Source organism: Roseovarius sp. ZX-A-9 (assembly GCF_028369135.1).
In the GTDB taxonomy this organism is placed as follows: domain Bacteria; phylum Pseudomonadota; class Alphaproteobacteria; order Rhodobacterales; family Rhodobacteraceae; genus Roseovarius.
In genome coordinates this window covers 109,038-133,609 of the sequence record NZ_JAPWHW010000005.1, presented here as the reverse complement: position 1 = coordinate 133,609, position 24,572 = coordinate 109,038, and the positions used below count along the sequence as shown (strand labels likewise).

General features: G+C 62.5%; 27 protein-coding genes. 18 read left to right on the top strand and 9 right to left on the bottom strand.

Annotation, left to right across the window (positions count from 1 at the left end; genetic code table 11):
* Positions 1-58 precede the first annotated feature (58 nt).
* The gene (locus tag O3306_RS06820) at positions 59-688 is read left to right on the top strand and encodes a polysaccharide biosynthesis/export family protein (protein WP_272004868.1); all 630 of its coding nucleotides are present in this window, start codon (positions 59-61) and stop codon (positions 686-688) included.
* Complete coding sequence (locus O3306_RS06815) at positions 679-1,161, top strand: hypothetical protein (RefSeq protein ID WP_272004866.1); 483 nt, start codon at positions 679-681, stop codon at positions 1,159-1,161. Before O3306_RS06820 ends, O3306_RS06815 begins: the two co-directional genes overlap by 10 nt.
* Before the next feature lie 25 nt (positions 1,162-1,186).
* Here the strand turns inward: O3306_RS06815 and O3306_RS06810 are convergent, their stop codons facing one another.
* Complete coding sequence (locus O3306_RS06810; RefSeq protein ID WP_272004864.1) at positions 1,187-2,026, bottom strand: FAS1-like dehydratase domain-containing protein; 840 nt, start codon at positions 2,024-2,026, stop codon at positions 1,187-1,189.
* 98 nt (positions 2,027-2,124) lie between these two features.
* Positions 2,125-3,066 carry a LysR family transcriptional regulator gene (locus tag O3306_RS06805; protein WP_272004862.1) on the bottom strand — a complete coding sequence of 314 codons (942 nt, stop codon included), beginning with the start codon at positions 3,064-3,066 and terminating at the stop codon, positions 2,125-2,127.
* Positions 3,067-3,197: 131 nt separating this feature from the next.
* On the opposite strand from O3306_RS06805, the gene O3306_RS06800 reads away from it, so the two are divergent.
* On the top strand, positions 3,198-4,316 hold the full coding sequence (locus O3306_RS06800) for a CaiB/BaiF CoA transferase family protein (RefSeq protein ID WP_272004860.1): 1,119 nt from the start codon (positions 3,198-3,200) through the stop codon (positions 4,314-4,316).
* A gap of 2 nt (positions 4,317-4,318) precedes the next feature.
* On the opposite strand, the gene polA is transcribed toward O3306_RS06800, so the two are convergent.
* Positions 4,319-7,120, bottom strand: a complete 2,802-nt coding sequence (gene polA, locus O3306_RS06795; protein WP_272004858.1) for a DNA polymerase I — start codon at positions 7,118-7,120, stop codon at positions 4,319-4,321.
* Positions 7,121-7,302: 182 nt separating this feature from the next.
* Complete coding sequence (locus O3306_RS06790; protein ID WP_272004857.1) at positions 7,303-7,482, bottom strand: zinc-finger domain-containing protein; 180 nt, start codon at positions 7,480-7,482, stop codon at positions 7,303-7,305.
* Between the two features lie 74 nt (positions 7,483-7,556).
* Between O3306_RS06790 and O3306_RS06785 the strand changes: the two genes are divergently transcribed.
* Positions 7,557-8,507 carry an ABC transporter ATP-binding protein gene (locus tag O3306_RS06785; RefSeq protein WP_272004856.1) on the top strand — a complete coding sequence of 317 codons (951 nt, stop codon included), beginning with the start codon at positions 7,557-7,559 and terminating at the stop codon, positions 8,505-8,507.
* Positions 8,508-8,595: 88 nt separating this feature from the next.
* Here the strand turns inward: O3306_RS06785 and O3306_RS06780 are convergent, their stop codons facing one another.
* On the bottom strand, positions 8,596-8,979 hold the full coding sequence (locus O3306_RS06780; RefSeq protein WP_272005039.1) for an HIT domain-containing protein: 384 nt from the start codon (positions 8,977-8,979) through the stop codon (positions 8,596-8,598).
* Between the two features lie 120 nt (positions 8,980-9,099).
* Positions 9,100-10,677 (bottom strand): DUF5928 domain-containing protein, encoded by a 1,578-nt coding sequence (locus O3306_RS06775; RefSeq protein ID WP_272004855.1) that lies wholly within the window; start codon positions 10,675-10,677, stop codon positions 9,100-9,102.
* Positions 10,678-10,821: 144 nt separating this feature from the next.
* Here O3306_RS06775 and O3306_RS06770 point away from each other — a divergent pair, with 144 nt between their 5' ends.
* The 13 genes from O3306_RS06770 (at position 10,822) to O3306_RS06710 (ending at position 20,806) form a co-directional block, all read left to right on the top strand.
* Entirely contained in the window at positions 10,822-11,640 is an 819-nt protein-coding gene (locus O3306_RS06770; RefSeq protein WP_272004854.1) for a sulfotransferase family protein, read from the top strand.
* Positions 11,641-11,744: 104 nt separating this feature from the next.
* A complete protein-coding gene (locus O3306_RS06765; RefSeq protein WP_272004853.1) occupies positions 11,745-12,113 on the top strand; it encodes a hypothetical protein in 369 nt (122 codons plus the stop codon).
* A 68-nt stretch (positions 12,114-12,181) separates the two neighbouring features.
* A complete protein-coding gene (locus tag O3306_RS06760; protein ID WP_272004852.1) occupies positions 12,182-12,664 on the top strand; it encodes a copper chaperone PCu(A)C in 483 nt (160 codons plus the stop codon).
* 242 nt (positions 12,665-12,906) lie between these two features.
* Positions 12,907-13,077: a hypothetical protein gene (locus O3306_RS06755; protein ID WP_272004851.1), complete on the top strand. Its 171-nt coding sequence runs from the start codon at positions 12,907-12,909 to the stop codon at positions 13,075-13,077.
* A complete protein-coding gene (gene hemP / locus O3306_RS06750) occupies positions 13,077-13,244 on the top strand; it encodes a hemin uptake protein HemP (RefSeq protein WP_272004850.1) in 168 nt (55 codons plus the stop codon). The genes O3306_RS06755 and hemP overlap by 1 nt, the downstream gene beginning before the upstream one ends.
* A 38-nt stretch (positions 13,245-13,282) precedes the next feature.
* Positions 13,283-13,723 carry a hypothetical protein gene (locus tag O3306_RS06745; RefSeq protein ID WP_334312343.1) on the top strand — a complete coding sequence of 147 codons (441 nt, stop codon included), beginning with the start codon at positions 13,283-13,285 and terminating at the stop codon, positions 13,721-13,723.
* 11 nt (positions 13,724-13,734) lie between these two features.
* Positions 13,735-14,997, top strand: a complete 1,263-nt coding sequence (locus tag O3306_RS06740) for an imelysin family protein (protein WP_272004845.1) — start codon at positions 13,735-13,737, stop codon at positions 14,995-14,997.
* A 187-nt stretch (positions 14,998-15,184) separates the two neighbouring features.
* A complete protein-coding gene (locus O3306_RS06735) occupies positions 15,185-15,337 on the top strand; it encodes a hypothetical protein (RefSeq protein ID WP_442969980.1) in 153 nt (50 codons plus the stop codon).
* The gene (locus O3306_RS06730; RefSeq protein WP_272004843.1) at positions 15,297-16,838 is read left to right on the top strand and encodes a di-heme oxidoreductase family protein; all 1,542 of its coding nucleotides are present in this window, start codon (positions 15,297-15,299) and stop codon (positions 16,836-16,838) included. Before O3306_RS06735 ends, O3306_RS06730 begins: the two co-directional genes overlap by 41 nt.
* Positions 16,835-17,851: an imelysin family protein gene (locus tag O3306_RS06725; protein ID WP_272004841.1), complete on the top strand. Its 1,017-nt coding sequence runs from the start codon at positions 16,835-16,837 to the stop codon at positions 17,849-17,851. The genes O3306_RS06730 and O3306_RS06725 overlap by 4 nt, the downstream gene beginning before the upstream one ends.
* A 1-nt stretch (position 17,852) precedes the next feature.
* On the top strand, positions 17,853-18,923 hold the full coding sequence (locus O3306_RS06720; RefSeq protein WP_272004839.1) for a DUF1513 domain-containing protein: 1,071 nt from the start codon (positions 17,853-17,855) through the stop codon (positions 18,921-18,923).
* 164 nt (positions 18,924-19,087) lie between these two features.
* Complete coding sequence (locus O3306_RS06715) at positions 19,088-20,029, top strand: flavin reductase family protein (RefSeq protein ID WP_272004837.1); 942 nt, start codon at positions 19,088-19,090, stop codon at positions 20,027-20,029.
* Positions 20,030-20,059: 30 nt separating this feature from the next.
* Positions 20,060-20,806: an SDR family NAD(P)-dependent oxidoreductase gene (locus O3306_RS06710; RefSeq protein ID WP_272004835.1), complete on the top strand. Its 747-nt coding sequence runs from the start codon at positions 20,060-20,062 to the stop codon at positions 20,804-20,806.
* A 31-nt stretch (positions 20,807-20,837) separates the two neighbouring features.
* On the opposite strand, the gene O3306_RS06705 is transcribed toward O3306_RS06710, so the two are convergent.
* The 3 genes from O3306_RS06705 to O3306_RS06695 all read right to left on the bottom strand — a co-directional run bounded on the left by O3306_RS06705 (position 20,838) and on the right by O3306_RS06695 (position 23,560).
* Positions 20,838-22,208 carry a glutamate--cysteine ligase gene (locus O3306_RS06705; RefSeq protein WP_272004833.1) on the bottom strand — a complete coding sequence of 457 codons (1,371 nt, stop codon included), beginning with the start codon at positions 22,206-22,208 and terminating at the stop codon, positions 20,838-20,840.
* A gap of 99 nt (positions 22,209-22,307) precedes the next feature.
* Positions 22,308-22,832, bottom strand: coding sequence for a hypothetical protein (locus tag O3306_RS06700; RefSeq protein WP_272004831.1), 525 nt, complete (start codon positions 22,830-22,832; stop codon positions 22,308-22,310).
* Positions 22,829-23,560 (bottom strand): 16S rRNA (uracil(1498)-N(3))-methyltransferase, encoded by a 732-nt coding sequence (locus tag O3306_RS06695; protein WP_272004829.1) that lies wholly within the window; start codon positions 23,558-23,560, stop codon positions 22,829-22,831. The genes O3306_RS06700 and O3306_RS06695 overlap by 4 nt, the downstream gene beginning before the upstream one ends.
* Before the next feature lie 11 nt (positions 23,561-23,571).
* On the opposite strand from O3306_RS06695, the gene ubiA reads away from it, so the two are divergent.
* Positions 23,572-24,555: a 4-hydroxybenzoate octaprenyltransferase gene (gene ubiA / locus O3306_RS06690; RefSeq protein ID WP_272004827.1), complete on the top strand. Its 984-nt coding sequence runs from the start codon at positions 23,572-23,574 to the stop codon at positions 24,553-24,555.
* The last annotated feature ends 17 nt before the right edge of the window (positions 24,556-24,572 follow it).

The window sequence follows — 24,572 nt, the reverse complement described above, 5'->3', positions numbered from 1 at the left end:
GGCGTGTCGGGCTATGTACCTCTGGGTTGTTTCAGCTTGGAGAAATTCGCCTGTGTCCGTGCTGCTGCGTTTACTGGCCATTTCGGGCCTGAGCGTGTTTCTGGCTGCGTGCAGTTTACCGCGCGGTGCCGCCCTGCAATCCGAGATACTGACCGAGCAGGATGCGGCTAATCCCACTTTTGCCGTAGTGCCCGTCACGCGCACGGCGATGGGTCATATCGCGACATGGCCGGTGACCGGTTGGTCAGGGCGTTATCACTGGCCAAAGGCTGGGCGCGGCCCCGATTCGACGCTCATTCGTGCTGGTGACGTGCTCGATATCCATGTCTGGGACGCGGACGAAACGTCACTGTTGATCGGCAGGGGCGGACGTAACACGGCATTGCCGCAAATGACCGTTTCGGCCAGTGGCGAGATTTTCATGCCATATGTGGGCAAGGTGCGGGTGCGCGGCCTGACGCCCGTTCGGGCACGCGACAGGATACAGGACGCGCTGACCGGCATATCGACCTCGGCGCAGGTGCAGTTGAACGTGACGCCCGGGCGCAACAATGCGGTCGATCTGGTCAGCGGCCTGGGCGCGCCCGGACGCTACACGCTGGAAAATCGCGATACGGGTATCCTCACAGCGTGCTGGCGCAGGGCGGCGGGATCGACAGCGACTTGCGACATCCGTTGGTGGGTTTGATCCGTGGGTCGCATACCTACGAGATACGCGCCGAGCGGTTGCTGGCCACGGCCTCGGCCAATGTGCTGATGCGTGGCGGTGACCAGATCGCGGTGGTCGAGGACACGCGCAGCTTCAACGCGCTGGGGGTCGCGGGCGACGAGCGGATCATCTACCTTGAAAAAGCCCGGATGAGCGCGATGGAAGCGCTGTCGGCGATGGGCGGGCTGGCCGATAGCCGCGCCGACCCGAAGGGTGTGCTGGTGCTGCGGGACTATGAAGCGAAACAGGTGGCCGACGGGATAAAGGGGCCCGCGCGGCAGCAGGTGGTCTTTACCATCGATCTGACCAGCGCCGATGGTCTTTTTGCCGCGCGGCAGTTCCAGATCAATCCCGGAGACAAGATTATTGCCACCGAATCGCCTGTTACGAACGTGCGGACGATCCTCGGGCTGATCGGCAGCGCCGTGGGGGGGCACGCAGGTGGTGAATAACTGGTAGCAACCGTGTGGCGTGCACTCAGAGCGCCGTCAGCGTCGCGCTCATGGAGGTGACACCATCGGAGCGCTCAATGCGCCCCTCGCGCGGGTTCGCCGGCGCGCCCGGCAGGTAGCGCACCGGTGTTGTCAGGAATACCGGCGCCTGCGCGCGAAAGCTGTAGCGGCAGGGGGTGACCCCATCAAACATCTGCATGCACAGTTCGGTCGCCATCAGCGGCCCGTGCACGACCAGATCGGGATAACCTTCTTCTTTGCGGCAAAAATCGCGGTCCCAGTGGATGCGGTGGCCGTTATGGGTGACGGCGGAATAGAAAAAGAGCTGGCTTTCGGAATGCAGGCGGTAGCCCTCTGGCACCGGGTCGTTCGGCCCGCGTAAACCTGCGTCCGGCGCGCCGCGATCCCGGTAGACCACTGTCTGTGCCTCCTCGATGGCCAGCACGCCACCTTGGGTGATTTCATGGGCGAGCGTGACGAAACACATCGCGCCAGACTTGCCTTGCTTGAACGCGACATCGGCCACGGTGACGCGCCGCTGGGCGGGCACGCCCAGTTGCAAGGGAACGTGTACCGTGACATCGTCCGCCGCCCACATCCTGCGCGGAAAGGGGGCGGCTGGCAGGAAACGGCCGGTTTCTTCGTGCAGATCGCGGCCCTGATCGGCCTCGGGGATTCCGGTGTTGAAATATGCCCAATGCCAGGTCGGCGGCAACCCGGCCTCTGGCATGTCGCGGCCCAGCAGGACGGCGAGTTTTGCGGCCGGCTCGGGGGCCATGCTGTCGGTCACGGTGCGGGTCCGGCCAATGGCGGCCTCGCATTCTGCGCGCACCGCGTCGGTCAGTTTTCCCGTTTCGGCAGTCATTGCGGCGGCTCCTGTTTCTGGCACGGTTTCGGGCATCCTAGCGTCGATGCGGGTGCCAAGACCAATAGTGTCCGGCGGGGAGGGGCGATAGAGCCAGCCTATTCCGTTTGTGGCAGTTCCGCCTGCCAGAAACCTCGCGTGACCAGATCGCCAACCACCTCGCGGCAGCAGGTCTCGGTCGCGCGGGTTGCGGCGGTAATGCGGGCGGCGGCGGTGCGTACGAGATACAGCTTGCGGCTGAGGCTGGGGTTCCGGATCGGGCTGCCGATCAGCTTGCCCTCCTGGACCATCCCGAAAACCGCGGCGGGCGAGATCACCGTGTAGGCGCTGCCGCGCGCGACCAGCGACAGGATCTGCGGCAGTGAATCCATCTCGATCGTCACGATCGGCTCTGGCCGCTCGTTGCGGGCTGCCTGGTCGATGAACTTGCGTAGCTCGTGGCGTCTGGACGGTAGCACGAGGTCCTGCGCGATGACGTCGCGCAAATCCACCGGCGTGCCCGGCGGGGTCTTGAACGGCCAAAGGTCAGGTGCCGAATAGACCCACAGCTCTTCGGTCAGCAGAAACTCGGCCATGCAGTCACCAAGCCCGGTATTGTCATAGAGGATCGCCAGGTTGATCTCGCCGCTCATGACCCATTCGCGTAGATGTCCGCTCATCCCTTCGGTGGCGCAGAACTGGATTTCGGGCAGCTCAACCCGCAGGGTTTCGGCCATCGGAATCGACAATGCCATCGAGATCGACGGCGGCATACCGAAGGTGACGCGCCCGGCGGGGCGCGACCCGACATTAATCACCTCCGATCTGGCATCCTCCAGCAGGGTCTCGATCCGGCAGGCGTAGTTGTATAGCCGATCACCCGCCTCGGTCGCCGAGACGCCCCGCGCCGAGCGCATAAGCAGTTCGACCCCCAGCGACGCCTCGAGGTTGCGCACCAGTTGCGACAGCGACGGCTGGGCGATCCCCAGGCTGCGCGCGGCCGCACTCATCGAGCCGTGTTCGACGATCTTGCGAAAATGTTTTAGCTGCCGGGAGTCCATGCCAGCACCCTCCGGATGCGCTGATTTCTGTGTCCCTATAGGATGAACCTATCGCGCGGTAATAAACAAGGTATTTGCCGAAAAATTCCTGCACGGTCATTGTGATGGGAACGCGAACAGGAAGGGTGAAGATGCAGGATCTGAAGGGACTGACAGTTGTTTCTGTTGAACATGCGGTCGCAGCGCCATTTGCGTCGCGAAAGCTCGCGGATGCCGGCGCGCGGGTGATCAAGGTCGAGCGCCCCGAGGGCGATTTCGCGCGTGGCTACGATTCGCTTGTCGCCGGGCAGAGCTCTTATTTCGTGTGGCTGAACCGGGGCAAGGAATCCATTGCGCTTGATCTGAAGGCCGACGAGGACAAGGCTGTTCTGCGCCGGATCGTCGCCACGGCGGATATCCTGATCCAGAATCTCGGGCCGGGAGTGATGGAGCGCCTCGGCTTTGGCCCGGACGATCTGTGCGCCGAGTTTCCCGCGCTGATCTGCTGTTCGATTTCTGGCTATGGGCGACACGGCCCGCGTGCCCGGCAAAAGGCGTATGATCTGCTGATCCAGGCCGAATGTGGGCTGTCGGCGATCACCGGCACGCCCGAAGGCCCGGCCCGCGTCGGAGTCTCGGTGGTGGATATCACCGCAGGGATGACGGCCTATACCGCCATTCTTGAGGCACTCATCGGGCGCGGCGTGACCGGCAAGGGCCGCCATATCGAAGTGTCGATGTATCAGGCGATGGCCGAATGGCTGAACGTGCCCTATCTGCAGCACCGCTATGGCGGCAAGACGCCGGCGCGGCAGGGGCTGATGCATCCGACCATTGCGCCCTACGGCCTGTTTGTCTGTGGCGACGGGCAGGAATTGTTGATTTCGATCCAGAATGATCGCGAGTGGGCGGCGCTGATGCAGATTTTCGACGTGCCGGAATATGCGACCGCCAAAGGGTTTGCCACCAATGACGACCGCGTGGCCAATCGCCCGGCGGTCGATGCGCTGGTGCAGAGCCTGCTGGGTCGCCAGAGCCGCGAAGACACGGCGGCGCTGCTGGATGCGGCGCGCATCGCCTATGGGCGGTTGTCGAGCATGCAAGATCTGGTGGAGCACCCGCAGAGCCGCTTTGCCGATACCCCGCTGCCGGGTGGGCCGGTGGCGGTTCTGGCGCCCGGTGCGACGATCGCTTCGGAGGAAGGTGCCCCTTATGGCCCGGTGCCGTCGCTTGACCAGCACGGTGCGGCGATCCGGCGCGAGTTCGGCTGAGGTCAGTGGGCCTCGGCCCAGTTGGCGCCTTGGCCTGCATCCACGATCAATGGCACATCGAGCCGCACGGCTGGGTCTGCTGCGCCCTGCATCACAGCGCGGGCGGCGGCGATCACATCATCCACCGCGTCATTGTCGACCTCGAACAGCAGTTCGTCGTGCACCTGTAGCAACATCCGGCAGGGCAGCCCCTCGATGGCGGCGGGCATGCGGATCATCGCGCGGCGGATGACGTCGGCGGCAGTACCCTGAATGGGCGCGTTGATCGCGGCGCGTTTGGCAAAGCCCGCGCGCGGGCCTTTGGCACCGATTTCGGGCGTGTGGATCTTGCGCCCGAACAGCGTCTGCACATATCCGTGTTCTTTTGCGAATTCCACCGTCGCATCCATGTAGGTGCGGATGCCGGGGAAACGTTCGAAATAGCGGTCGATGAAGCCCTGTGCCTCGGCACGCGGAATGCGCAGGTTGCGCGCCAGCCCAAAGCCCGAGATGCCGTAGATCACGCCGAAGTTGATCGCCTTGGCGCGGCGGCGCACCTCTGGTGTCATCTCGTCCATCGGCACGTCGAACATCTCGCTTGCGGTCATCGCGTGGATGTCCTGGCCCTGGTGAAAGGCATCCTTGAGCGCCGGGATATCGGCGACATGCGCCAGAATGCGCAGCTCGATCTGGCTGTAGTCGAGGCTGACCAGCGTCCGGCCCTCGGGCGCGATGAAGGCGGTGCGGATGCGGCGGCCTTCCTCGGTGCGCACGGGGATGTTCTGCAGGTTCGGGTCGGTTGAGGCCAGCCGCCCGGTGTTGGCACCGGTCTGGACATAGGACGTGTGCACGCGTCCGGTATCGGGGTCGATATGATCCTGCAGCGCGTCTGTATAGGTCGATTTCAGCTTGCTCAATTGCCGCCAGTCCAACACCCGCGCGGGCAGTTCATGCTCGGTCGCAAGGTCCTCCAGCACGTCTGCCCCGGTGGCATAGGCACCGGTCTTGCCCTTCTTGCCGCCCTCCAGCCCCATTTCGTCAAACAGGATTTCACCCAGTTGCTTGGGCGAGCCCACGTTGAAGCTGCGCCCGGCAAGCTCGTGAATCTCAGCTTCCAGACCGGCCATTTTCTGGGCAAAGGCATTCGACATGCGGCTGAGTACGTCACGGTCCACCAATATCCCGTGCCGCTCCATCTGTGCGAGCACCGGGACCAGCGGCCGTTCAAGTGTTTCGTAGACGGTCGTGACCTTCTGACGGTGCAATTGCGGTTTGAAATAGTGCCAAAGGCGCAGGGTGATGTCGGCATCCTCGGCGCCGTATTTCACCGCATCATCGATCGGAACGCGGTCAAAGGTGATCGCGGATTTGCCGGTTCCCAGAAGCGATTTGATCGGGATAGCGGTGTGGCCCAGATAGCGTTCGGCAAGGCTGTCCATACCGTGATTGTGCAGGCCGGCATTGAGCGCATAAGACATTAGCATGGTGTCGTCGATGGGTGCGACCGCGATACCGTAGCGGGCAAAGATCTTGGTATCATATTTCATGTTCTGACCGATCTTGAGGACGCTGTCATCCTCCAGAACAGGCTTCAGCGCGGTCAGCACGGCGTCCAGATCAAGCTGGCCATCCGCCAGTTTGTCCGACCCAAATAGGTCATCCGCCTCGCCATCCTTGTGGGTGAGCGGGATATAACAGGCCTGTCCCGGAACGACGCTGAGGCAGATGCCGACAAGGTCGGCCTGCATTTCGTTGAGCGATGTCGTCTCGGTATCGACGGCCACGTATCCACGAGCGGTGATCCGGTCGATCCAGACCTGCAGCGCGTCCATGTCTGCGACTTTTTCATAGCTCGCCGCATCGATCGGCGGCCATTCGGGGGCGGCCTCTTCCGCCCCTTGCGGGGGGGTATCATCAATCACGGGCGGCTCTACATGCATCGCGTCGGCGATGCGTTTGGTCAGCGTGCGAAATTCCATCTCGGCCAGAAAGCCCAGCAGCTTTTCGGGATCCGGATCGCGCACCTCCAGATCATCCAGTCCGAAATCGAGCGGCGTTTCGCAATCGAGTTGAACCAGCTGGCGCGACAGCCTGATCTGGTCGGCCTTTTCAATCAGGGTCTCGCGCCGCTTGGGTTGCTTGATCTCGCTTGCGCGTGCCAGCAGCGTATCCAGATCGCCATACTCATTGATCAGCAGTGCGGCGGTCTTGATCCCGATGCCGGGTGCACCGGGTACGTTATCCACCGAATCGCCTGCCAGCGCCTGCACGTCCACCACGCGGTCTGGCCCGACGCCGAACTTTTCCTCGACGCCTTCGACATCGATGCGCTTGTTCTTCATCGCATCCAGCATCTCGACCCCGCCGCCGACAAGCTGCATCAAATCCTTGTCGGAACTGATGATCGTCACCCGCCCGCCCAGATCGCGCGCTTGCACCGACAGCGTCGCGATGATATCGTCGGCCTCGTATCCCTCGACCTCCTTGCAGGCGATGTTGAACGCCTCCGTGGCGCGCCGCGTCAGGGGGATCTGCGGGCGCAGATCCTCAGGCATCGCTTCGCGGTTGGCCTTGTATTCAGGGTAGAGATCATTGCGGAACGTGTGACTGCCCTTGTCGAAAATTACTGCCACATGGGTCGGCGCATCGGGGCCGGCATTACCGTCGATGTAGCGTTGCAGCATGTTACAGAAGCCAGAGACGGCGCCGATAGGCAGCCCGTCAGACTTGCGCGTCAGTGGCGGCAGCGCGTGATATGCGCGAAAGATAAAGGCAGAGCCGTCGATCAGATGCAGGTGGCATCCCTTGCCGAATTGCGTGGTCATGCGCGCGCGCCTCCTCGAATGGATGGATATGATATGACACGGCGCGGCACCGCTCGCCACCCGTTTGCACGCCTTGACCACTTCGACAGGGCAGATCTGCTTGCGATCCTGAAGCCCCGGCTTCTACTTTGGCCAAATACTCAATTTGGTCCGTAGCAGCACGGCGCAACGGGCAAATGTCTTCAGACTTTGCCTTCAAAATCCTTGTGGATGATCTTGCAGTCGCAATAGGGGCATTCGACCCAACCCAGCTCGGCCGGGATTTGCAGCCAGACGCGTGGATGTCCCAGCGCGCCCTCGCTGCCGTCGCACGCCACCTTGTACTGGTCTACGATCCGAATTTCAGGGGCCTGCGTCACCATCGGGGCGTTTCCTTTTGCCGTCACTTCACCTAGGTCCAGTTATGAGCGATCCCAAAGGTAGGGGCAAGAGGACCATGAGCGAGAACGCCATCCAGATTCGCGGTTTGCGCAAAACCTATGCCGGACGCCGCGGTGTTCCGGGCAAAGAGGCGCTGCGCGGCGTTGACCTGGATATTCCGGCAGGATCCGTATTTGGCCTGCTGGGGCCGAATGGGGCCGGTAAATCGACGTTGATCAATATCCTGGCCGGGCTGGTGATCAAGACCGCGGGGCAGGTGACGATCTGGGGCTTCGATCAGGACGTGAACCCACGTCAGAGCCGGGCGACCATCGGCGTTATGCCGCAAGAGCTGAACCTTGATCCGTTCTTTACCCCGCGCGGCGCGCTGGAGGTGCAGGCCGGGCTATACGGTGTGCCCAAGGCGCAACGGCGCAGCGATGAGATCCTGAAGCTGATCGGGCTGGAGGACAAGGCGCAGGCCTATGCGCGCACCCTGTCGGGCGGGATGCGGCGACGGCTGCTGTTGGGCAAGGCGCTGGTGCATGCGCCGCATGTGCTGGTGCTGGACGAGCCGACAGCGGGCGTGGATATCGAGCTGCGCCAGATGCTGTGGGAAAATATCCGCCGTCTCAATTCCGAGGGCATGACGATCATCCTGACCACGCATTACCTCGAAGAGGCCGAAGAGATGTGCGACCAGATCGCCATCATCAATCACGGTCAGGTGGTGGCGCGCGACAGCACCGCGAATCTGTTGGCGCGGCTCGATTCGCGTACCATGATCATCGCGCCTGAAACGCCGGTAGAGACACGTCCGGACGCCCCGGGCATCGAAGTGGCGATGCGCAGCGACGGCACGCTGGCGCTGACCTATCACGCGGGGCAGACCAGCGCCGAGGCAGTTCTGGCGGCTGTCCGCGAGGCTGGCATCCGCATCCGCGACGTGCGCACCGAACAGCCCGATCTACAGGACGTTTTCCTGGAATTGACGCAGAGCCGCGAAAGCGTTCCGCAAGAAGCCTGAATCACGGTATCTGGCGGAGCGCGGTGCAGGGCATGATCGCTGCACGCGCCTCGCCTTTGTCCAATGTCTCAGGTTTTTCTGAAAGGTTTCAGGTCGGGCGCGGAACCATCCGGCCCATGTTCTGTCCGCCCAAGATGTGCACATGCAGATGCGGCACTTCCTGCACGCCGTTCTCTCCGGCATTGGAAATCATCCGGAAACCGCCCTGCCCATCGCCGGGCACAACGCCCTTGATCCGGCAGACTTCGGCAATTGCGCGGTTGAAATCGACGATTTCGGCGTCCGATGCCTCTGCCGCGAAATGATCATAGGTCACATACGGCCCCTTCGGGATGACCAGCGTGTGCACCGGCGCTTCGGGTGCGATATCCTCGAAGGCGAGCGAATGCTCGGTTTCCAGCACGGTGGTGTTGGGAATCTCGCCGCGTAGGATCTTGGCAAAGATGTTCTGGTCGTCATAGTCGTAGGGCATTGCAGTTCTCACCGTAGTTGGGGGACGCGGAATTGCTGCATTTTGCGAAACTCCGCGCGACACACAAGCGTTTCATGGGTTCCATGTCAAACGCTTGTCCCGGATTGGACATGAAACGCCTCAATCGGCGAACAGGTGTTCAGATTGCGCGATCGCACGCGCCTTGTCGTGGTCGATATCAAGGAACGCGGCGATAGGCCCGGCGTTTTCCTCGGGGTCGCGGGTTTCGTTGACGACATAGAGATGCTCGAACTCGGCATCGCGTATCTTGTCGCTCTCGAATGTCATGTCGCCGCGGATCGTCGGCAGAAGCCGCTCCAGCGTTTCGGCGCTGGTCTGTTCCCCGGCGAGGCCGACGCGCATGGCATGGCCGATCAGGTATTCGTCCGTGAACACGCACTGGACCTCCAGCATCCGGGTGGTGGAACGGTCGCTGGCGAAATCCTGCAACAGGTCGAGCGCGCTGGGGTCCATGCAGACGATAAGCTGATCGGTCTCGTAATAGTCGAACAGCATGCGCATCAGCGCCCGGCGGTGGCGGGTGCGCTTGCTCAGGCTGGACTGGATGCCGCCCAGATCGGGCAGGTCGGTATGTTCTTCGTTAAAGAGGTATTCGATCGCGGGCACGTTGGTGTACTGACGGATCTGCTCCAGCATACGCTTGGCCACATGCCATTTCTTGCAGATCACGATCATCAGCTCGCGATGTCGGCCCAGCGTGCTCTCGGTTTCCCAGAAGCGGCTGCCAAAGCGGCGCCCGATTCGGCCCCGGCCGGTGAGAAACTTGAAGAGACTGCGGCCTTCATTCGAAATCTTGAACTCTGCCTCGTCGTTCGAATAGAGCGCACCCAGCCGCTGTTTCAGCTCGATGGCTTCGGGGCTGATCTTGCGCGCAAACAGGAAATCCTGCCCGAGCAGCAGATCGTAGTGATCGTTGTAGAATGTCTGCGGCATCCCGTATTCGGTGAACATCAGAAATGTCAGCGTGCGCGTCCTGATCTCTGAATCGGGCACCAGATGGCGCACGACTGTCTGAAAGAACGTCTCATCCGGAATCCATGTGGTGCGGAAGAACCGTATCACATCGCGGCGTTCGCGGGTGAAATTCAGGATCCATTCCACCGTGCGGCGGCGCAGGCACCACCACTGGCTGCCGATCTGAACCTGTATGTCGTGCGGGATTTCGCGCTTCAGTCCCAGTTTGCGCTGCAGGTGAAAGGATGTATCGAAAAGCCACTTATTTTTGCGTTCGTTGAACCAATGGCGGTAGATCAGCCGCTCTTCCTTCATCCCGGTCTTGATCCAGTCGCTTTCGAAGTAGTCGAAGCTTTCGATGTAATCGACATCCTCGGCGTCGAGGAATTCATGCGCATAGCGGGCCGATTTGATCGCGGCGCAATCGCCCGACAACATGTAGAAATGCGTGGCCCGCGGAAACGCCTGCACCGCGGCCTCGACCGCCAGCAGCGTTGCCTGCACCAGGCTCCATTCGCCCCACCCGCATTTGAGCCGCTTGCGAGCGAAAGTGACATTGGGATTGCCCGCCAGTGCGGTCTTGATCTGCTGGAAATCCTCGGGGTTGGCGCGCCCATCGAAATGGATCGCGATATAGTCGCCAGCGGCGGTCAGCATCTCTGCCTGCCCGATGATGGCTTCGGGGCCTTTGTGGCATAGAAGGATGTAGGCGATTTTTGCCATGCGGGAAACAGACTAGCCCTTGTGACCGTGATTGTTTACAGTGATAGTCGCGATGAAGCGTTGAATAAACAGGCTTTCTCTGGTTTTAACGTGAAAATGACCAATAGACCCTAAACAGGGCATTTGAGGTTTGGAGAGGCAGGCATGGGTTTTCCGGGTACATGGATGACCGAGAGCGAAAGCGTGGTGTACCGCGTGGTGCCCAAATGCGCCTGCTCAACCATCGGACAGATCCTGTATTATTCCGATCATGGTGAGTTTTTCGACGGCGATATCCACGATGCCAAGGACGGATTGCACAAATGGGCGCTGGACGAAAGCCAGCCGCTGATCACCGCCAATGTGACGTCGCACAGCTCTTATGCGTTCACCTGCGTTCGCAACCCCTATACGCGCATCCTCAGCTCGTTCTTTGACAAGATTTGCGGCATCCAGCGCAATGGCAAGCGATACCGGGGCAAGCTGGTCCCGTTGGTGATGCAGAAATACGGTGTCGAAGTGGGTGGCGACGATGGCAAGCAGGACTTTGATCAGATCGCCAGTTTCCGCCGCTTCCTGTTGTTCGCACGCGATACCATCCGCTGGCGGCGCCCGATGGAACCTGACATTCACTGGTCCGCTCAGGCGGGGCATGTCAGCACCTTTATCGTGAACGGCGGCACTTATGACCGGATTTTCTGGACCGAACATTTCAACGACGGCATGCAGGACGTTCTGAACTCTATCCAGACACCCAAGCCGGTCGATCTGTCCACCATCCCGCGCTTTAACGAGAGCGAAGGGCATGGGCCAAAACGCGCCCACCCGGTGGAAGACTACTTTGATGACCTTTCGATGCACTTGGTCTACGAAATCTACAAGCGCGACTTCGAGCTGTTCAAGTATGACGCTGCCGACCCGTCGAACAAGATGCCCATCGGTGAGATTGATCTGGACGAAGTTCACGCCAAGCTGGGCGAATAAGCAGCGCGGCTCTGGCCTTGAGGCGGATGCGAGCGGTGAGTGGGCTTGCGCCGACGGCTCCAACAGCGATTGAAAGCGTCGGGTGGCAGGGGTATTCAGGCGGCATGAATGTTCCGACCCTCCAGTTTGTTTTCCGGACCCTGGGCGTTGCGGCGATTTGCTTCGCGCTGGCGGCGACCGGATTTGCGCATCGCGGCTTTGCCGCGCCGCGTGATGCGGCTCTGGCACAGTATCTGGCAATTGGCGGAACGTTCTCGGATATTTGCGGCGACCTCGGCGAGGGGCAGAACACATCCGGGCAGCGATGCGAGGTTTGTCGTCTGGTTGGTGCCGCGGTCTTGCCCGAGGCCGCTGTCGTCCTGCGCCCGCTGCACATTCGGCTTGCTGCCGATCAGATCGGCACCCAATGCGTCTGTGCACCGGCTGCGCAACTGGATCTTGCGTGCCCGCCGCGGGCGCCCCCGAGCGCCTGAGCCGAGTTACACCATCGTTTTCCCATTCCTGCCAGCCCTGTCTGGTACAGTTTCCACGGAGTTTCCTCATGAAACGCTATACACTCGCGGCCGTTGCGGCCTTTACCCTTGCCTGCCATCCGATCAGCGCCCATGAATTCAAGGCTGGCGATCTCGTCATTGACCATCCAATGGCGTTCGAGACGCCCAAAACCGCCATGTCCGGCGGTGGCTACCTGACGATCACCAATACCGGCAGCACGCCTGACCGTCTGATCGAAGTGCGTGCCGATTACCCCAAGGTCCAACTGCATACCACCGAGGAAAAAGACGGCGTCTTCAAGATGATGCATGTTGAGGCGGTCGAAATTTCGCCGGGCGAAACCGTGAAATTCGCGCCAGGTGGTCTGCATGTGATGTTCATGGGGCTGAACGGCGATCCCTTTGAAGTCGGTGAAAAGATCCCGGCGACGCTCGTCTTTGAAAAGGCGGGCGAGGTCAAGGTTGTCTTCGACGTCGAAGAGCGGAACGGGGAAGCCATGGATCATTCGAAACACGGCACGATGGACTGACCTAACGGGTCTAGGCTCTATGAGAGCTGACCAACCGCCAGCGCTCGCGCTGGCGGTTTTTTTGTGCGTTGCGGGCCTTGTTGATGCGGGCGGGAACGGTCGCATGTTTCCGTAAAAATTTACCTGACTGAAAAAGTCGGATTGACATACCTGATTGAATCCATCAGATAATCGCGCAACGTTCCAGCCACCTCAGTTTCATTGGGGAAGCCCGACATCCAAAAGATAGAAGGATTTCTCGCATGGCACAGGTGAAGCAGAGACGAAATGACCCAGCATCGCATTCCTGCCCTCCGAGCGTCGTCCGCGCCGACATCGCGACATTGCTGCGCGAAGCCGAGGCCGAAGCTATGGACGGGTTCAATCTGGAATGGATATTCGACCGCCATGATACCCTTCAGGAGCGCCTGTGATGTCGTTTCATACACCGCCCCGGAAACAGATTGTCGCAAACAACCAACTGCCTGCCTACGACGCCCGCGATCTGATGCAGGGCGGCGATCAGGCGCAGATCGTCCTGGGCGATCAGACCTACACCCTGCGGATCACGCGGGCAGGCAAGCTGATCCTGACCAAATGAACGGGGCAGAGGCAAGACGCGGGGGCGCCCCCGTCGGGATGATCCGGGATCTGGATAGGGTCGAGGCCGCATCGGTCATCTACCTGCGTCTCTGGTGCGATAGCGTGGCGGGCAAGGCGGAAATCGAGACCGATTTCACCACAACGCTTGGCAAGGTCGAGGGCCGGCATGCCGCCCGGAGCTTCCTGCAGCTTTGCGAAATGTGTACGCGCGAGGGTCGTAGGCCGCTGATGCGCCATGCGACCACTTGCAAATGCCTCGGCGCGGATGAGGCGTGCTTTGCCAATCTCGTCGCGACAGCGGCCGCGGGCGAGAAGGCGGATGCGATGCTGATCGCGTCGTTGATGGTCCGGCCTGCCATGGCGGGGCAGATGGCCGAACTCGCCCACGATGTCGGCATGGCGCTGCGGCGCATGCGGCTATCCATTGCCAGCAATCCGGTCGCGCCTGCGCGGCCCGAACAGACAACACTCCACTGATCGGATTATTCATGAAACACACACTTACCCTTGCCGTTGCTCTAACCTTGGGATGCGCCAGCTCAGCGTTGGCGGTGGAAAAGGCGGAAGTGCTGGACAACTACGCCAACATCGCCGCGGCCAAGTATCAAGACAGCCTGACGCTGGCCCAGAAACTGCAGGATGCGGTGCAAACGCTGGTCTCCGAGCCTTCTGCCGAGGCGTTGCAAGCCGCCCGCGCCGCGTGGCTGGCAGCGCGCGTGCCATATCAGCAGACCGAAGTTTACCGCTTTGGTAATGCCATCGTCGATGACTGGGAAGGCAAGGTGAACGCCTGGCCGCTCGACGAGGGGCTGATTGACTATGTCGATAGCGCCTATGGGGGCGCGACGGACGAAAATGCGCTGGCGGCGCTGAATGTGGTGGCCAACCCCGTTTTCACCCTTTCGGGCAAGGACGTGGACGCCTCCGAGATCACGCCCGCGCTGCTGGCAGAGACATTGCACGAGGCGGACGGCGTCGAATCGAATGTTGCCACCGGCTATCACGCGATCGAGTTCCTGCTCTGGGGGCAGGATCTGAACGGGCACGCAGCCGGGGCGGGCAATCGTCCCTGGACGGATTATGCGCAGGGCGATGCCTGCACGGGCGGCAATTGCGACCGCCGGGGCGCGTATCTGAGCGCCGCGACCGAATTGCTGGTGTCCGATCTGGATTGGATGGCGGCGCAATGGGCCGCTGACGGTGCCGCCCGTGCGACCCTGTTGGAGGACGAGGCGGCAGGTATCGCCACCATCCTGACCGGCATGGGATCGCTGTCCTACGGCGAGCAGGCGGGCGAGCGGATGCGGCTGGGCCTGATGCTGAACGATCCCGAGGAAGAGCACGACTGTTTTTCCGACAATACCCATAACAGCCACTACTACGACGGGCTTGGCATCCAGAATGTCTATCTGGGCGAGTATGTCCGCGTCGATGGCACGTTGGTTTCGGGCGCGTCCCTGTCCGATCTGGTCGCCGAGAAAGACGCGGCGCTGGATGCCGAGATGCAGCAGAAACTGACGGCGACGATGCAGGCGCTGGCGCGGATCAAGACTGCAGCCGAAGCGGGCTTTGCCTATGACCAGATGCTGGAGCGCGGCAATTCGGGAGGCGAAGCGCTGGTGATGGGCGGCGTGAACGGCTTGATTGACCAGACCCGCAGCATCGAGCGCGTCGTGACGGTGCTGGGCCTTGATCAAATCGGTTTTGAAGGATCCGATAGCCTCGACGACCCCGGCGCGGTTTTTCAGTAACCGCGACGGCCATCAGGGGGCGGGGTCCAAAGCCGCCGCCCCCTGACACATTCTGAAACATGCGTGCACCCCCAGCCATATCTTCAGCCAGACAGCACCCGCTCATGATGAACCAGATAAATGAACAACACCCTACAGATCTCTTGCCTTGTGGTGCTAGAGCTCGCGGGTTTTGCCACCGAGGCCCGTGCCGCAATCGGCAGCGGGCTTTTTTGAGGAGCTGTTGGCCGACAAAGAGGGGCATACCGGCTTTCTGGAAATACGGCTCGGTCTGCTCGAAAAACTTGGCGAAGAGAAATATGCCCAACTCAACGCACCCAAAATGGACGAGGTCGAGTAGCCTGATCTGCGTGGCGGCCCTTTGCGGGTCCGCCGCACTCGCTGGTCCGCTGGACGAACCGCATCTGGATATCGTGCCGCGAACCGCCGCAGAGGCCGCGCGCATCGCGGATGTGACCGCGCCCGCCACCACGTTCGATGTCGCAGCCCCGTTCGAAGAGATGTCGGCCGGTGCCGCTACGGTGCGCGTACGGCCCAACGCCGATGCGTTCTCGTTGCCCTCGGGCAACGTCGCTTTCGAGGATGAATTGACATTCAAGGTCGGCAACGGCCTGTTTCGCAAGCTGTGGGTGTCGTCGCCGTCGTCGACACTGGCCTCGGACGGGTTGGGCCCGCTCTTCAATGCGCGCTCGTGCCAGCGCTGCCATATCAAGGACGGGCGCGGCCACCCGCCCGAAGGGCCGGAGGATAACGCGGTGTCGATGTTCCTGCGGGTGTCGATCCCGGGCACCGAAGCGGATGCGATTGCCGAGATCGAGGATTACATCGCGTCGCTGCCGGAACCGACCTACGGCACCCAATTGCAGGATTTCAGCCTGCCGGGCATTCCCGCCGAATACAGGTTGGCCATCACCTACGAAGAAGTCGCGGTACTGATGTCGGATGGCGAAACCGCTTCCTTGCGTCACCCGACCTACACTGCAACCGATCTTGGCTACGGGCCGCTGCACCCACGGGCGATGCTCAGCCCGCGTGTCGCGCCGCAGATGATCGGCCTTGGCCTGCTGGAGGCGATCCCGGCGGCGGATATTCTGGCAGGGGCCGATCCAGAGGACGCGGATGGTGATGGTCTATCGGGGCGCGCCAACATCGTTTGGTCGGTCGAGTTCGGGCAGCCGATGCTGGGGCGGTTCGGCCACAAGGCGGGCAATCCGACGATCCGCGAACAATCGGCCTCGGCCTTTGTCGGGGATATCGGCATCTCCAACCCGCTTTTTCCGGCGGCATCGGGCGAATGCACCGATCTGCAAGCCGATTGCATGGCCGCGCCACATGGCGACGGCGACGATCGCGGCTTCGAGATCGACGCCGAGGGGCTGGATCTGGTCACGTTCTACAGTCGCAACCTAGCTGTGCCGAAGCGCCGCGATGTGGATGACCCCGAGGTGCTGCGCGGCAAGGAGGTGTTTTACACCACCGGCTGCACCGCCTGCCACACCCCCAGCTTTGTCACGCACCGTTTGCGCAACCAACCCGAACAGAGCTTTCAGTTGATCTGGCCCTATACCGACATGCTGTTGCATGACATGGGCGAGGGGCTGGCCGACCATCGGCCCGAAGCCCGCGCAACGGGATACGAGTGGCGCACGCCGCCGCTCTGGGGGATCGGTCTGACGCAACAGGTCAGCGGCCACACATATTTTCTGCATGACGGGCGCGCGCGATCGCTGCTGGAGGCGGTGCTGTGGCATGGTGGCGAAGCGCAGGTCGCGCGTGATAATGTCGTGAATATGCCGAAGGCAGACCGCGCGGCCCTGATCCGGTTTCTGGAGAGCCTATGAAACATCTGAAGATTGCCTGCCTGCTGGTGGCGATGTCCACCCCGATTGCCGCGCAAACAGCAGATGAGCTGGTCGAGAATATCGTCACGCACCATATCTTGCCGCGTTTCGAGACGCTGGCGAAGGAGACGCAGACACTGGCCGCGGCGGCAGAAACCGATTGCGATGCGGCCTCCCGGCCCCTGCGCACAGCCTACGGGGCGGCGTTTGATGCGTGGATTTCGGCCAGCCATCTGCGCTTTGGTCCGACCGAAGAGGCGGATCGCGGTTTTGCGCTTGCCTTCTGGCCTGACAGCCGGGGGGCGACGCCCAAGGCGCTTGGGGCGCTGATCGCCGCGCAGGATCCGATTGCGCAAAGCCCGCAGGCCTATGGGGAGGTCTCGATTGCGGCCCGGGGATTCTACGCGCTGGAGTTTCTGCTGTACGATACGCAGGTCAGCACCGCTGGCCCAGCGGCGTATCGCTGCACGCTCGTTCGTACCATTACCGCGGATATCGCTGCCACTGCTGCCGATATCGACGACGCATGGCGGCACGATCATGCAAGACGCCTGACCGCGCCATCGGCCAACGGGCCGTATCGCAGCGATGAAGAAGCGTTGCAGGTGATCTTCAAGGCGCTGACTACCGGGCTGCAATTCACTTCGGATGCGCGCCTGGGGTGGCCTTTGGGCACGTTTGAACGTCCGCATCCCAAACGCGCCGAAGCGTGGCGGTCGGGTCGGTCGGCGCGCAACGTGGCGCTGTCGCTGGCATCCCTGCGGGATCTGGCTGTTCGGCTTGCAGGGGGGGATGCGGAGCTGGCAGCCCGCCTGGGTACATTGTTCGATCATGTCCAGCGCGATCTTGTCGCGCTGGATGATCCGATCTTTGCCGGGGTAGCCGAGCCGCAAAGCCGGTTTCGCATCGAGGCGGTGCAGCAATCGGTGGATGGCATCCGCGATCTGGTTGCGGCCCGACTTGGCCCGCGGTTGGGCGTTTCCGCCGGTTTCAACGCACTGGATGGTGATTGACATGACCAGTCGACGGGGATTTCTGGCCGGGCTTCTGGCCACCGGACTGGCACCGCGCCCGACCTGGGCGGACGTGGGCGGGCCTGCGTTCCTGTCGGCGGCGGCGACGGCAGATGGCAGCTATGCGCTGTGTGGAATCGGTGTTGCGCGCGATCTGCTGTTTCAGATCCCCTTGCCAGCGCGCGGCCATGCGGCGGCGGCCCACCCGACGCGGCCAGAGGCGGTGGCCTTTGCCCGCCGCCCCGGCACTTTCGCCGTGGTGATCGACTGCATGTCGGGGGCTCAAAAGGCGGTGCTCAACGCGCCGGAAGGACGGCATTTCTACGGGCATGGCGCTTTTTCGCAGGATGGCAGATGGCTCTTCACCACCGAGAATGATTACGAGGCGGGGAAGGGGCGTATCGGGGTCTGGGACACGGCGCGCGGCTATGCCCGCGCGGACGAATTCGCCAGCGGCGGGACCGGCCCGCATGATATCAGGCGGTTGCCGGGCACCGATGTGCTGGTCGTTGCGAATGGCGGGATAGATACCCACCCCGATACCGGCCAAACCGCATTGAACATCGCGACGATGCGTCCGAATCTCAGCTATGTCGCGGAGGGGCAGATCGTCGAAACGGCAGAACTGCCGCATGACTGGCACAAGAATTCGATCCGTCATTTGGCTGTTTCAGCGCGCGGGCAGGTCGCCTTTGGGATGCAATGGCAAGGGGCGGGCGAGGCACCGCCGCTGGTCGGGCTGCACGAGAGGGGCAGCGCGCCACGCCTGTTAAGCGCGCCGGATGAGCAATGGCGGAAGATGCAGGGCTATATCGGTAGCGTCGCCTTGGCTCCCGGCGATCAGGCGGTCATCGTCACTTCGCCGCGCGGCAATACCGTGCTGGTCTTTGACACCGGCGCGCAGGAGCTGGCGGCGTCCCTGCCGCTTGCAGATGCCTGCGGTGCTGCGCCTTCGGAGACTGGCGTTCTGGTCTCTTCGGGCACTGGGGCGTTGGCGCTCATCGAGGGGAGCGGGCTGTCGCGGGCGGCACAGGCCGGGCTGCGTTGGGATAATCACCTGGTCGCGATCTAAAGCATCACACGTGATCCCAAGCCCCGTTCGGTGCAGGCCGTGGCTCCGCTGCGCATTATGTGATTGCCGCCAAAGACCTGCCCGTTACGATGGTGGTGGCAATGGCGGTATGATCGCAGGCGCAAACGCGGAAGGGTAGTATGGCTGAGGCAAGGGACGGCGCAATGACAGAGGCCGACAAGAGCGCGCTCCGCGACGCTTTCGGCAGTTTTGCCACCGGCGTCACCGTTGTCACGACGCGGCAGGCGGACGGCACGCCGCGTGGTTTCACGGCTAATTCCTTTACGTCGGTTTCGCTCGATCCACCCTTGTTGCTGATCTGCGTTGCCAAGACTGCGCAAAGCTGTTCCACCTTCTGTGCGGCATCGCATTTTGCCGTTAATGTTCTTAGCGAAGAGCAGCGCGACGTTTCGGGCCTTTTTGCCTCGCGCGCGCCTGACAAATTCGATCAGAGCGATTGGCGCCCTGGCCCCGAAGGCATGCCGATCCTGCCCGGCTCGCTGTGTTCGTTTGTCTGCGCGCGTCACGCAGAGATTGATGCGGGTGATCATGTCGTCTTGATGGGACGCGTACTCAGCTTCGAGATGCGCGGCGGCGCGCCGCTGGGCTATCACCGGGGCAGCTATTTTTCCATCGGGCTGGAAGATCGGTTAGTCGATGCCGCTGCGGGACAGGGCGGCATGCGGATTGGCGCGATCATGGAGCGCGACGGCGCGCTGTTGCTTCGCCGGGATGCGGCCGGTCGGGTCAGTGTGCCGGTTGCCCCGGCTGGCGCGGGCAGCGTGACGGGGTTGGCTGCGCATCTGGGGGCTCTGGGTCTCACTGTACAGCTGGATCACCTATATTCGGTCTACAAGGATCCGCAGCATGGCCATCATGCCATGATCTACCACGGTACCGTCGACGGACCCGCACCTGCCGGGATGGTCTATCTGCCGCTGGAGGATATCCCGCTGGACAAGATGCACAGCGCGCCCGAACGCTCGATGCTGGCGCGTTACCGGCAAGAGTACAAGCATGGTCAGTTCGGCATCTATCAGGGAAATGCGGATCAGGGCGTGGTGCGCGTGATGCCAATGCCGACCTCGGGTGATCTGGACGGATGACAGCCGCGCAGCAAGGAAAAGGGGAATGAGATGAAAACAGTCGTCGTTACGGGGGCCGCGCGCGGCATCGGGCTGGCCACGACCCGGCAGTTTCTGGCGGATGGCTGGCATGTGGTAATGATCGACCGCGACGAAGCGGCGCTGTCATCTGCTGCTGCCCCTCTGGAGGGAGCAGAGCCGGTGCTTTGCGACATCTCGCAACCGGATCAGGTGGACCGCATGGCGGCTGATCTGGCGACCGCGGGGCACAGCATAGATGCGCTGGTGAATAACGCGGGCGTCGCCGAGTTCGGTCCGCTTGCCGAGACCGATTTCGCCTGCTGGCGGCGAGTGATGGAGACCAACCTCGACGGCACCTTCCTGATGAGTCAGGCGTTGCGCGCGCCGCTTATTTCCGCCAAGGGCGCAATCGTCAACATCGCGTCGATCTCGGGCCTTCGGGCCAGCACCCTGCGCGTTGCCTACGGCACCAGCAAGGCGGCGGTAATGCACCTGACTCGGCAGCAGGCGGTCGAACTGGGCGAGTTCGGCGTGCGGGCCAATTGTGTCTGCCCCGGCCCGGTGGCGACCAAACTGGCGATGGCGGTACACACGCCCGATATCATAGCGGCCTACCATGATGCGTTGCCGCTGAACCGCTATGGCAGCGAGGACGAGATCGCCTCGGTGATCTGTTTTCTGTGCTCGGAGAAGGCCAGTTTTGTCACCGGGCAGATCATTGCATCCGATGGCGGGTTCGAGGCGACGGGCATTGGCCTGCCCGCGCTGCGTTCATAGGCCGGGCTTCCGCCCGGCAGGCGCCATCACCTCAATACGAAAACTCTTCGTAGATCCGGCTCAGATCGCCACCCCATTCACCGTTATAGCGCGCCAGCAATTCATCAGCCGGCACCTGTCCGCTCTCGATGCTTTCGCGCAATGCGTTGAGGAAATGCGTCTCGTCCGGGATCAGGCCATCGGCGCCACTGCGTGCGCGCGCCTTCAGCCCCGCCTCGGCAATGTTCACGGCCTCGCGCGCCAGGTCGTGCATCTTGATGCCGTCAACTTCGGCGTCAAGCGCCTCGACGCTCGCGGCGATGCGCAACGCCTCGCGTTGCTCAGCGGTCCAGTCGCGGCACAGGTCCCAGGCCGCATCAAGGCTGGATTGGTCATACATGATGCCGGTCCAGAACGCGGGCAGCGCACAGAGCCGCCGCCACGGGCCGCCATCGGCGCCGCGCATCTCCATGAACTTCTTGATCCGCGCCTCGGGAAAGGCTGTGGTCAGGTGGTCGGCCCAGTCCGACAGGGTCGGCATCTCTCCGGGAAGTGCGGGCAATGCGCCACGCAGGAAATCGCGGAACGACATGCCCAGCGCGTCGATATACTTGCCGTCGCGGTAGACGAAATACATCGGCACATCGAGCGCGTATTGAACGTAGCGCTCGAATCCCATCCCGTCCTCGAACACGAACGGCAGCATGCCGGTCCGATCTGGATCCAGATCGCGCCACACGCGGCTGCGCCACGACTTGTGCCCGTTGGGTTTGCCTTCGAAAAACGGCGAATTGGCGAAGAGCGCTGTCGCGACTGGCTGCAACGCCAGCGCCACGCGGAATTTCTGCACCATGTCCGCTTCTGAAGCAAAGTCGAGATTGACCTGCACCGTGCATGTGCGCCGCATCATCGTCCGGCCCATCGTGCCGACCTGTTGCATGTAGGCGTCCATCAGCTTGTACCGGCCCTTGGGCATCAGCGGCATGTCGTCATGCATCCATTCGGGTGCGGCCCCCAGCCCGATGAAACCGACACCGACCTTGTCGGCGATATCCTTGACGTCGCGCAGGTGGGCGTTCACCTCGTCGCAGGTCTCGTGGATCGTCTCCAGTGGCGCGCCGCTCAGTTCCAGCTGTCCGCCCGGTTCCAGGCTGACATTCGCGCCGTCCTTTTCCAGCCCGATCAGATTGCCTTCTTCCAGCACCGGCGCCCAGCCGTGCTGATCGCGCAGCCCTTCCAGCACCGCCAGCACACTGCGTTCGCCCGCATAGGGAATGGGGCGGTGCGTGTCCTTGCAATAGCCGAATTTCTCGTGCTCGGTCCCGATGCGCCAATCGGCTTTCGGCTTGCAGCCATCGGCAAGGTATTCAGCCAGTTGCGCGTGATCTTCGATCGGCCCGCCGCCGGATTGAGGAATGGACATGGGCGAGGCCTCCATTTTGCGTGTCGGGTCAGTCCTGAAGCGAACGCCGCGGTGTGTCAAGGCACGAGCGACGGGCGCACGGCGGTGTGATCGCGTGGTTCAGTGCAGGATGCGCGGTACCTGGCGGGCATGGCGCTGCCAGATCACCACGCGGTCCGTGTTGCCGTTGCGCATCTCGTTCAGCATGCGCTCTGTGCGTATGCCCGGCAGGCTGGCAAAGACGTCAAAGAGACCATCTGCCCCCGCGGCATTGAGCGGAATCATCAGATCGGGTTGCCCCGGCTGGCTGAGCGCCCAGTGCACCGGTTTTGCCGACCGGTCGAGCACCAGCGCGGTAATCTCGGACCGAGCCACGACGCCGCCGGTCAGCGGGCCAAAATAGGCGATCGCACCTTCGTCGATCGTTACCACGCCCGGCCCGTCGCGGCCGGCGTGAAACCGCATGCGTTGCAGTGCGGCCACTCCCAATGCGATACCGGCCAGCGCCACCGCTGCGCCGATCCAGCTGATCGCGCCCACGCTGGTAAGGGACCACCAAAGCCCGAGGACGATCACCAGTGCGGACAAGATCACTTCGCGCCAGCGCATGAGCGCCCGCGACGCCTCGGGGCGGATAAAGCTCATCGCCAGTCCCCCAATGCCTGCTGCCAAAGCGTCATTGCCGCCACCGCGGCTGTATCGGCGCGCAGGATGCGTGGCCCGAGGCTGATTGCGTGGGCGTGGGGCAGGGCGGACAGCCGCGCGCGCTCGTCCATCGAAAACCCGCCTTCAGGCCCGATCAGGATAGCCCAGGGATGCTCTGCCCCGGTGGCACCGGGAAGGGCGGAGGCAGGGCCTGCCAGCGTTTCGTCGCAAAACAGGATCTGCCGTCTGGCATCCCATCCGGCAAGCAACTGGTCGAGCTTTTGCAACGGGGCCACTTCGGGCACATAGGTGCCGCCGCATTGTTCTGCGGCCTCGATCGCATGGGCCTGCAGGCGGTCTTGCCGGATTCGTTCGGAATTGGTGAACTCGGTCTGCACCGGGCAGATGCGGGCGGCCCCCATCTCGGCGGCCTTCTCGACGATGAAATCGGTGCGCGCTTTCTTGATCGGGGCGAACAGCAGCCACAGGTCGGGCGGCCGTTGCAATGGTTTTGTCTGCTTCTCGCAGCACAACACGCCTCCACGTTTTCCCGCCTCTGTCACCTCGGACAGCCATTCACCGTCCTGACCGTTGAACAGCAGCACTTGTGCTCCCACGCCCTGCCGCATCACCCCAAAGAGGTAATGCGCCTGGGCGCGCTCCAGCGGAACGCATTGCCCTGCCCCTAACGGGTGCTCTACATAAAGCCTGATCTTTGCCGTAGCCATGAGGGCAACATATGACCCATCCCGATCCGATACCAGAGGGCCAGAGCCCCGAGACCCCGACAGGCCAGGTCGCCGACTCCGTGCGAGGTAACTGGGTGGACCGGCTGGCGCCTGAACGCGCGCGCCCCTATCTGCGCCTCAGCCGGGCCGACCGTCCCATCGGAACGTGGCTTTTGCTGTTGCCGTGCTGGTGGGGGTTGCTGCTGGCGATGCTGTCGGACGGGCAGGCGCGGTGGCTGGATCTGTGGGTGTTTGTGGGCTGCGGCATCGGTGCGTTCCTAATGCGCGGCGCGGGCTGCACGTGGAACGACATCACCGACCGGCATATCGACGGCAGCGTAGCGCGCACCGCCTCGCGGCCCATACCGTCAGGGCAGGTCAGCGTGAAGGGCGCTCTGGCCTGGCTTGTCGTGCAGGCCCTCATTGCGTTCTGTATCCTGCTGAGCTTTCCGCCCGCCGCCATCGTTCTGGGGGTCGTCGCGCTGGTGCCGGTTGCGATCTACCCTTTTGCCAAGCGATTCACCTGGTGGCCGCAGGTCTTTCTGGGAATCGCGTTCAACTGGGGCGCGTTGCTGGCCTGGACAGCGCATACCGGGAGGCTGGAATGGCCTGCGGTGGTGCTTTATCTCGCGGGCATCTGCTGGACGCTCTTTTACGATACGATCTATGCCCATCAGGACGCCGAGGATGATGCGCTGATCGGTGTGAAATCCACCGCACGCCTCTTTGGCGAGCGGTCGCCCACATGGTTGCGGCGTTTTCTGGTGGCAAGCGTTGTCCTGATGTCTCTGGCGGTTATTCTGGCGCTGCGCGGTGGCGATCCGATTGCCGTTCTGATCGCGCTGCTGGGGCCTTGGGCGTTTGGTTTGCACATGCTCCGGCAACTCACGCGTTTTGATGCCGAGGACACAGGTCGGTTGCTCATGCTCTTTCGCTCGAATCGGGACGCGGGGATGCTGCCCCTGCCGTTTTTCGCCGTTGCACTGTTCCTTTGATTGAACTCGGGCGCGGG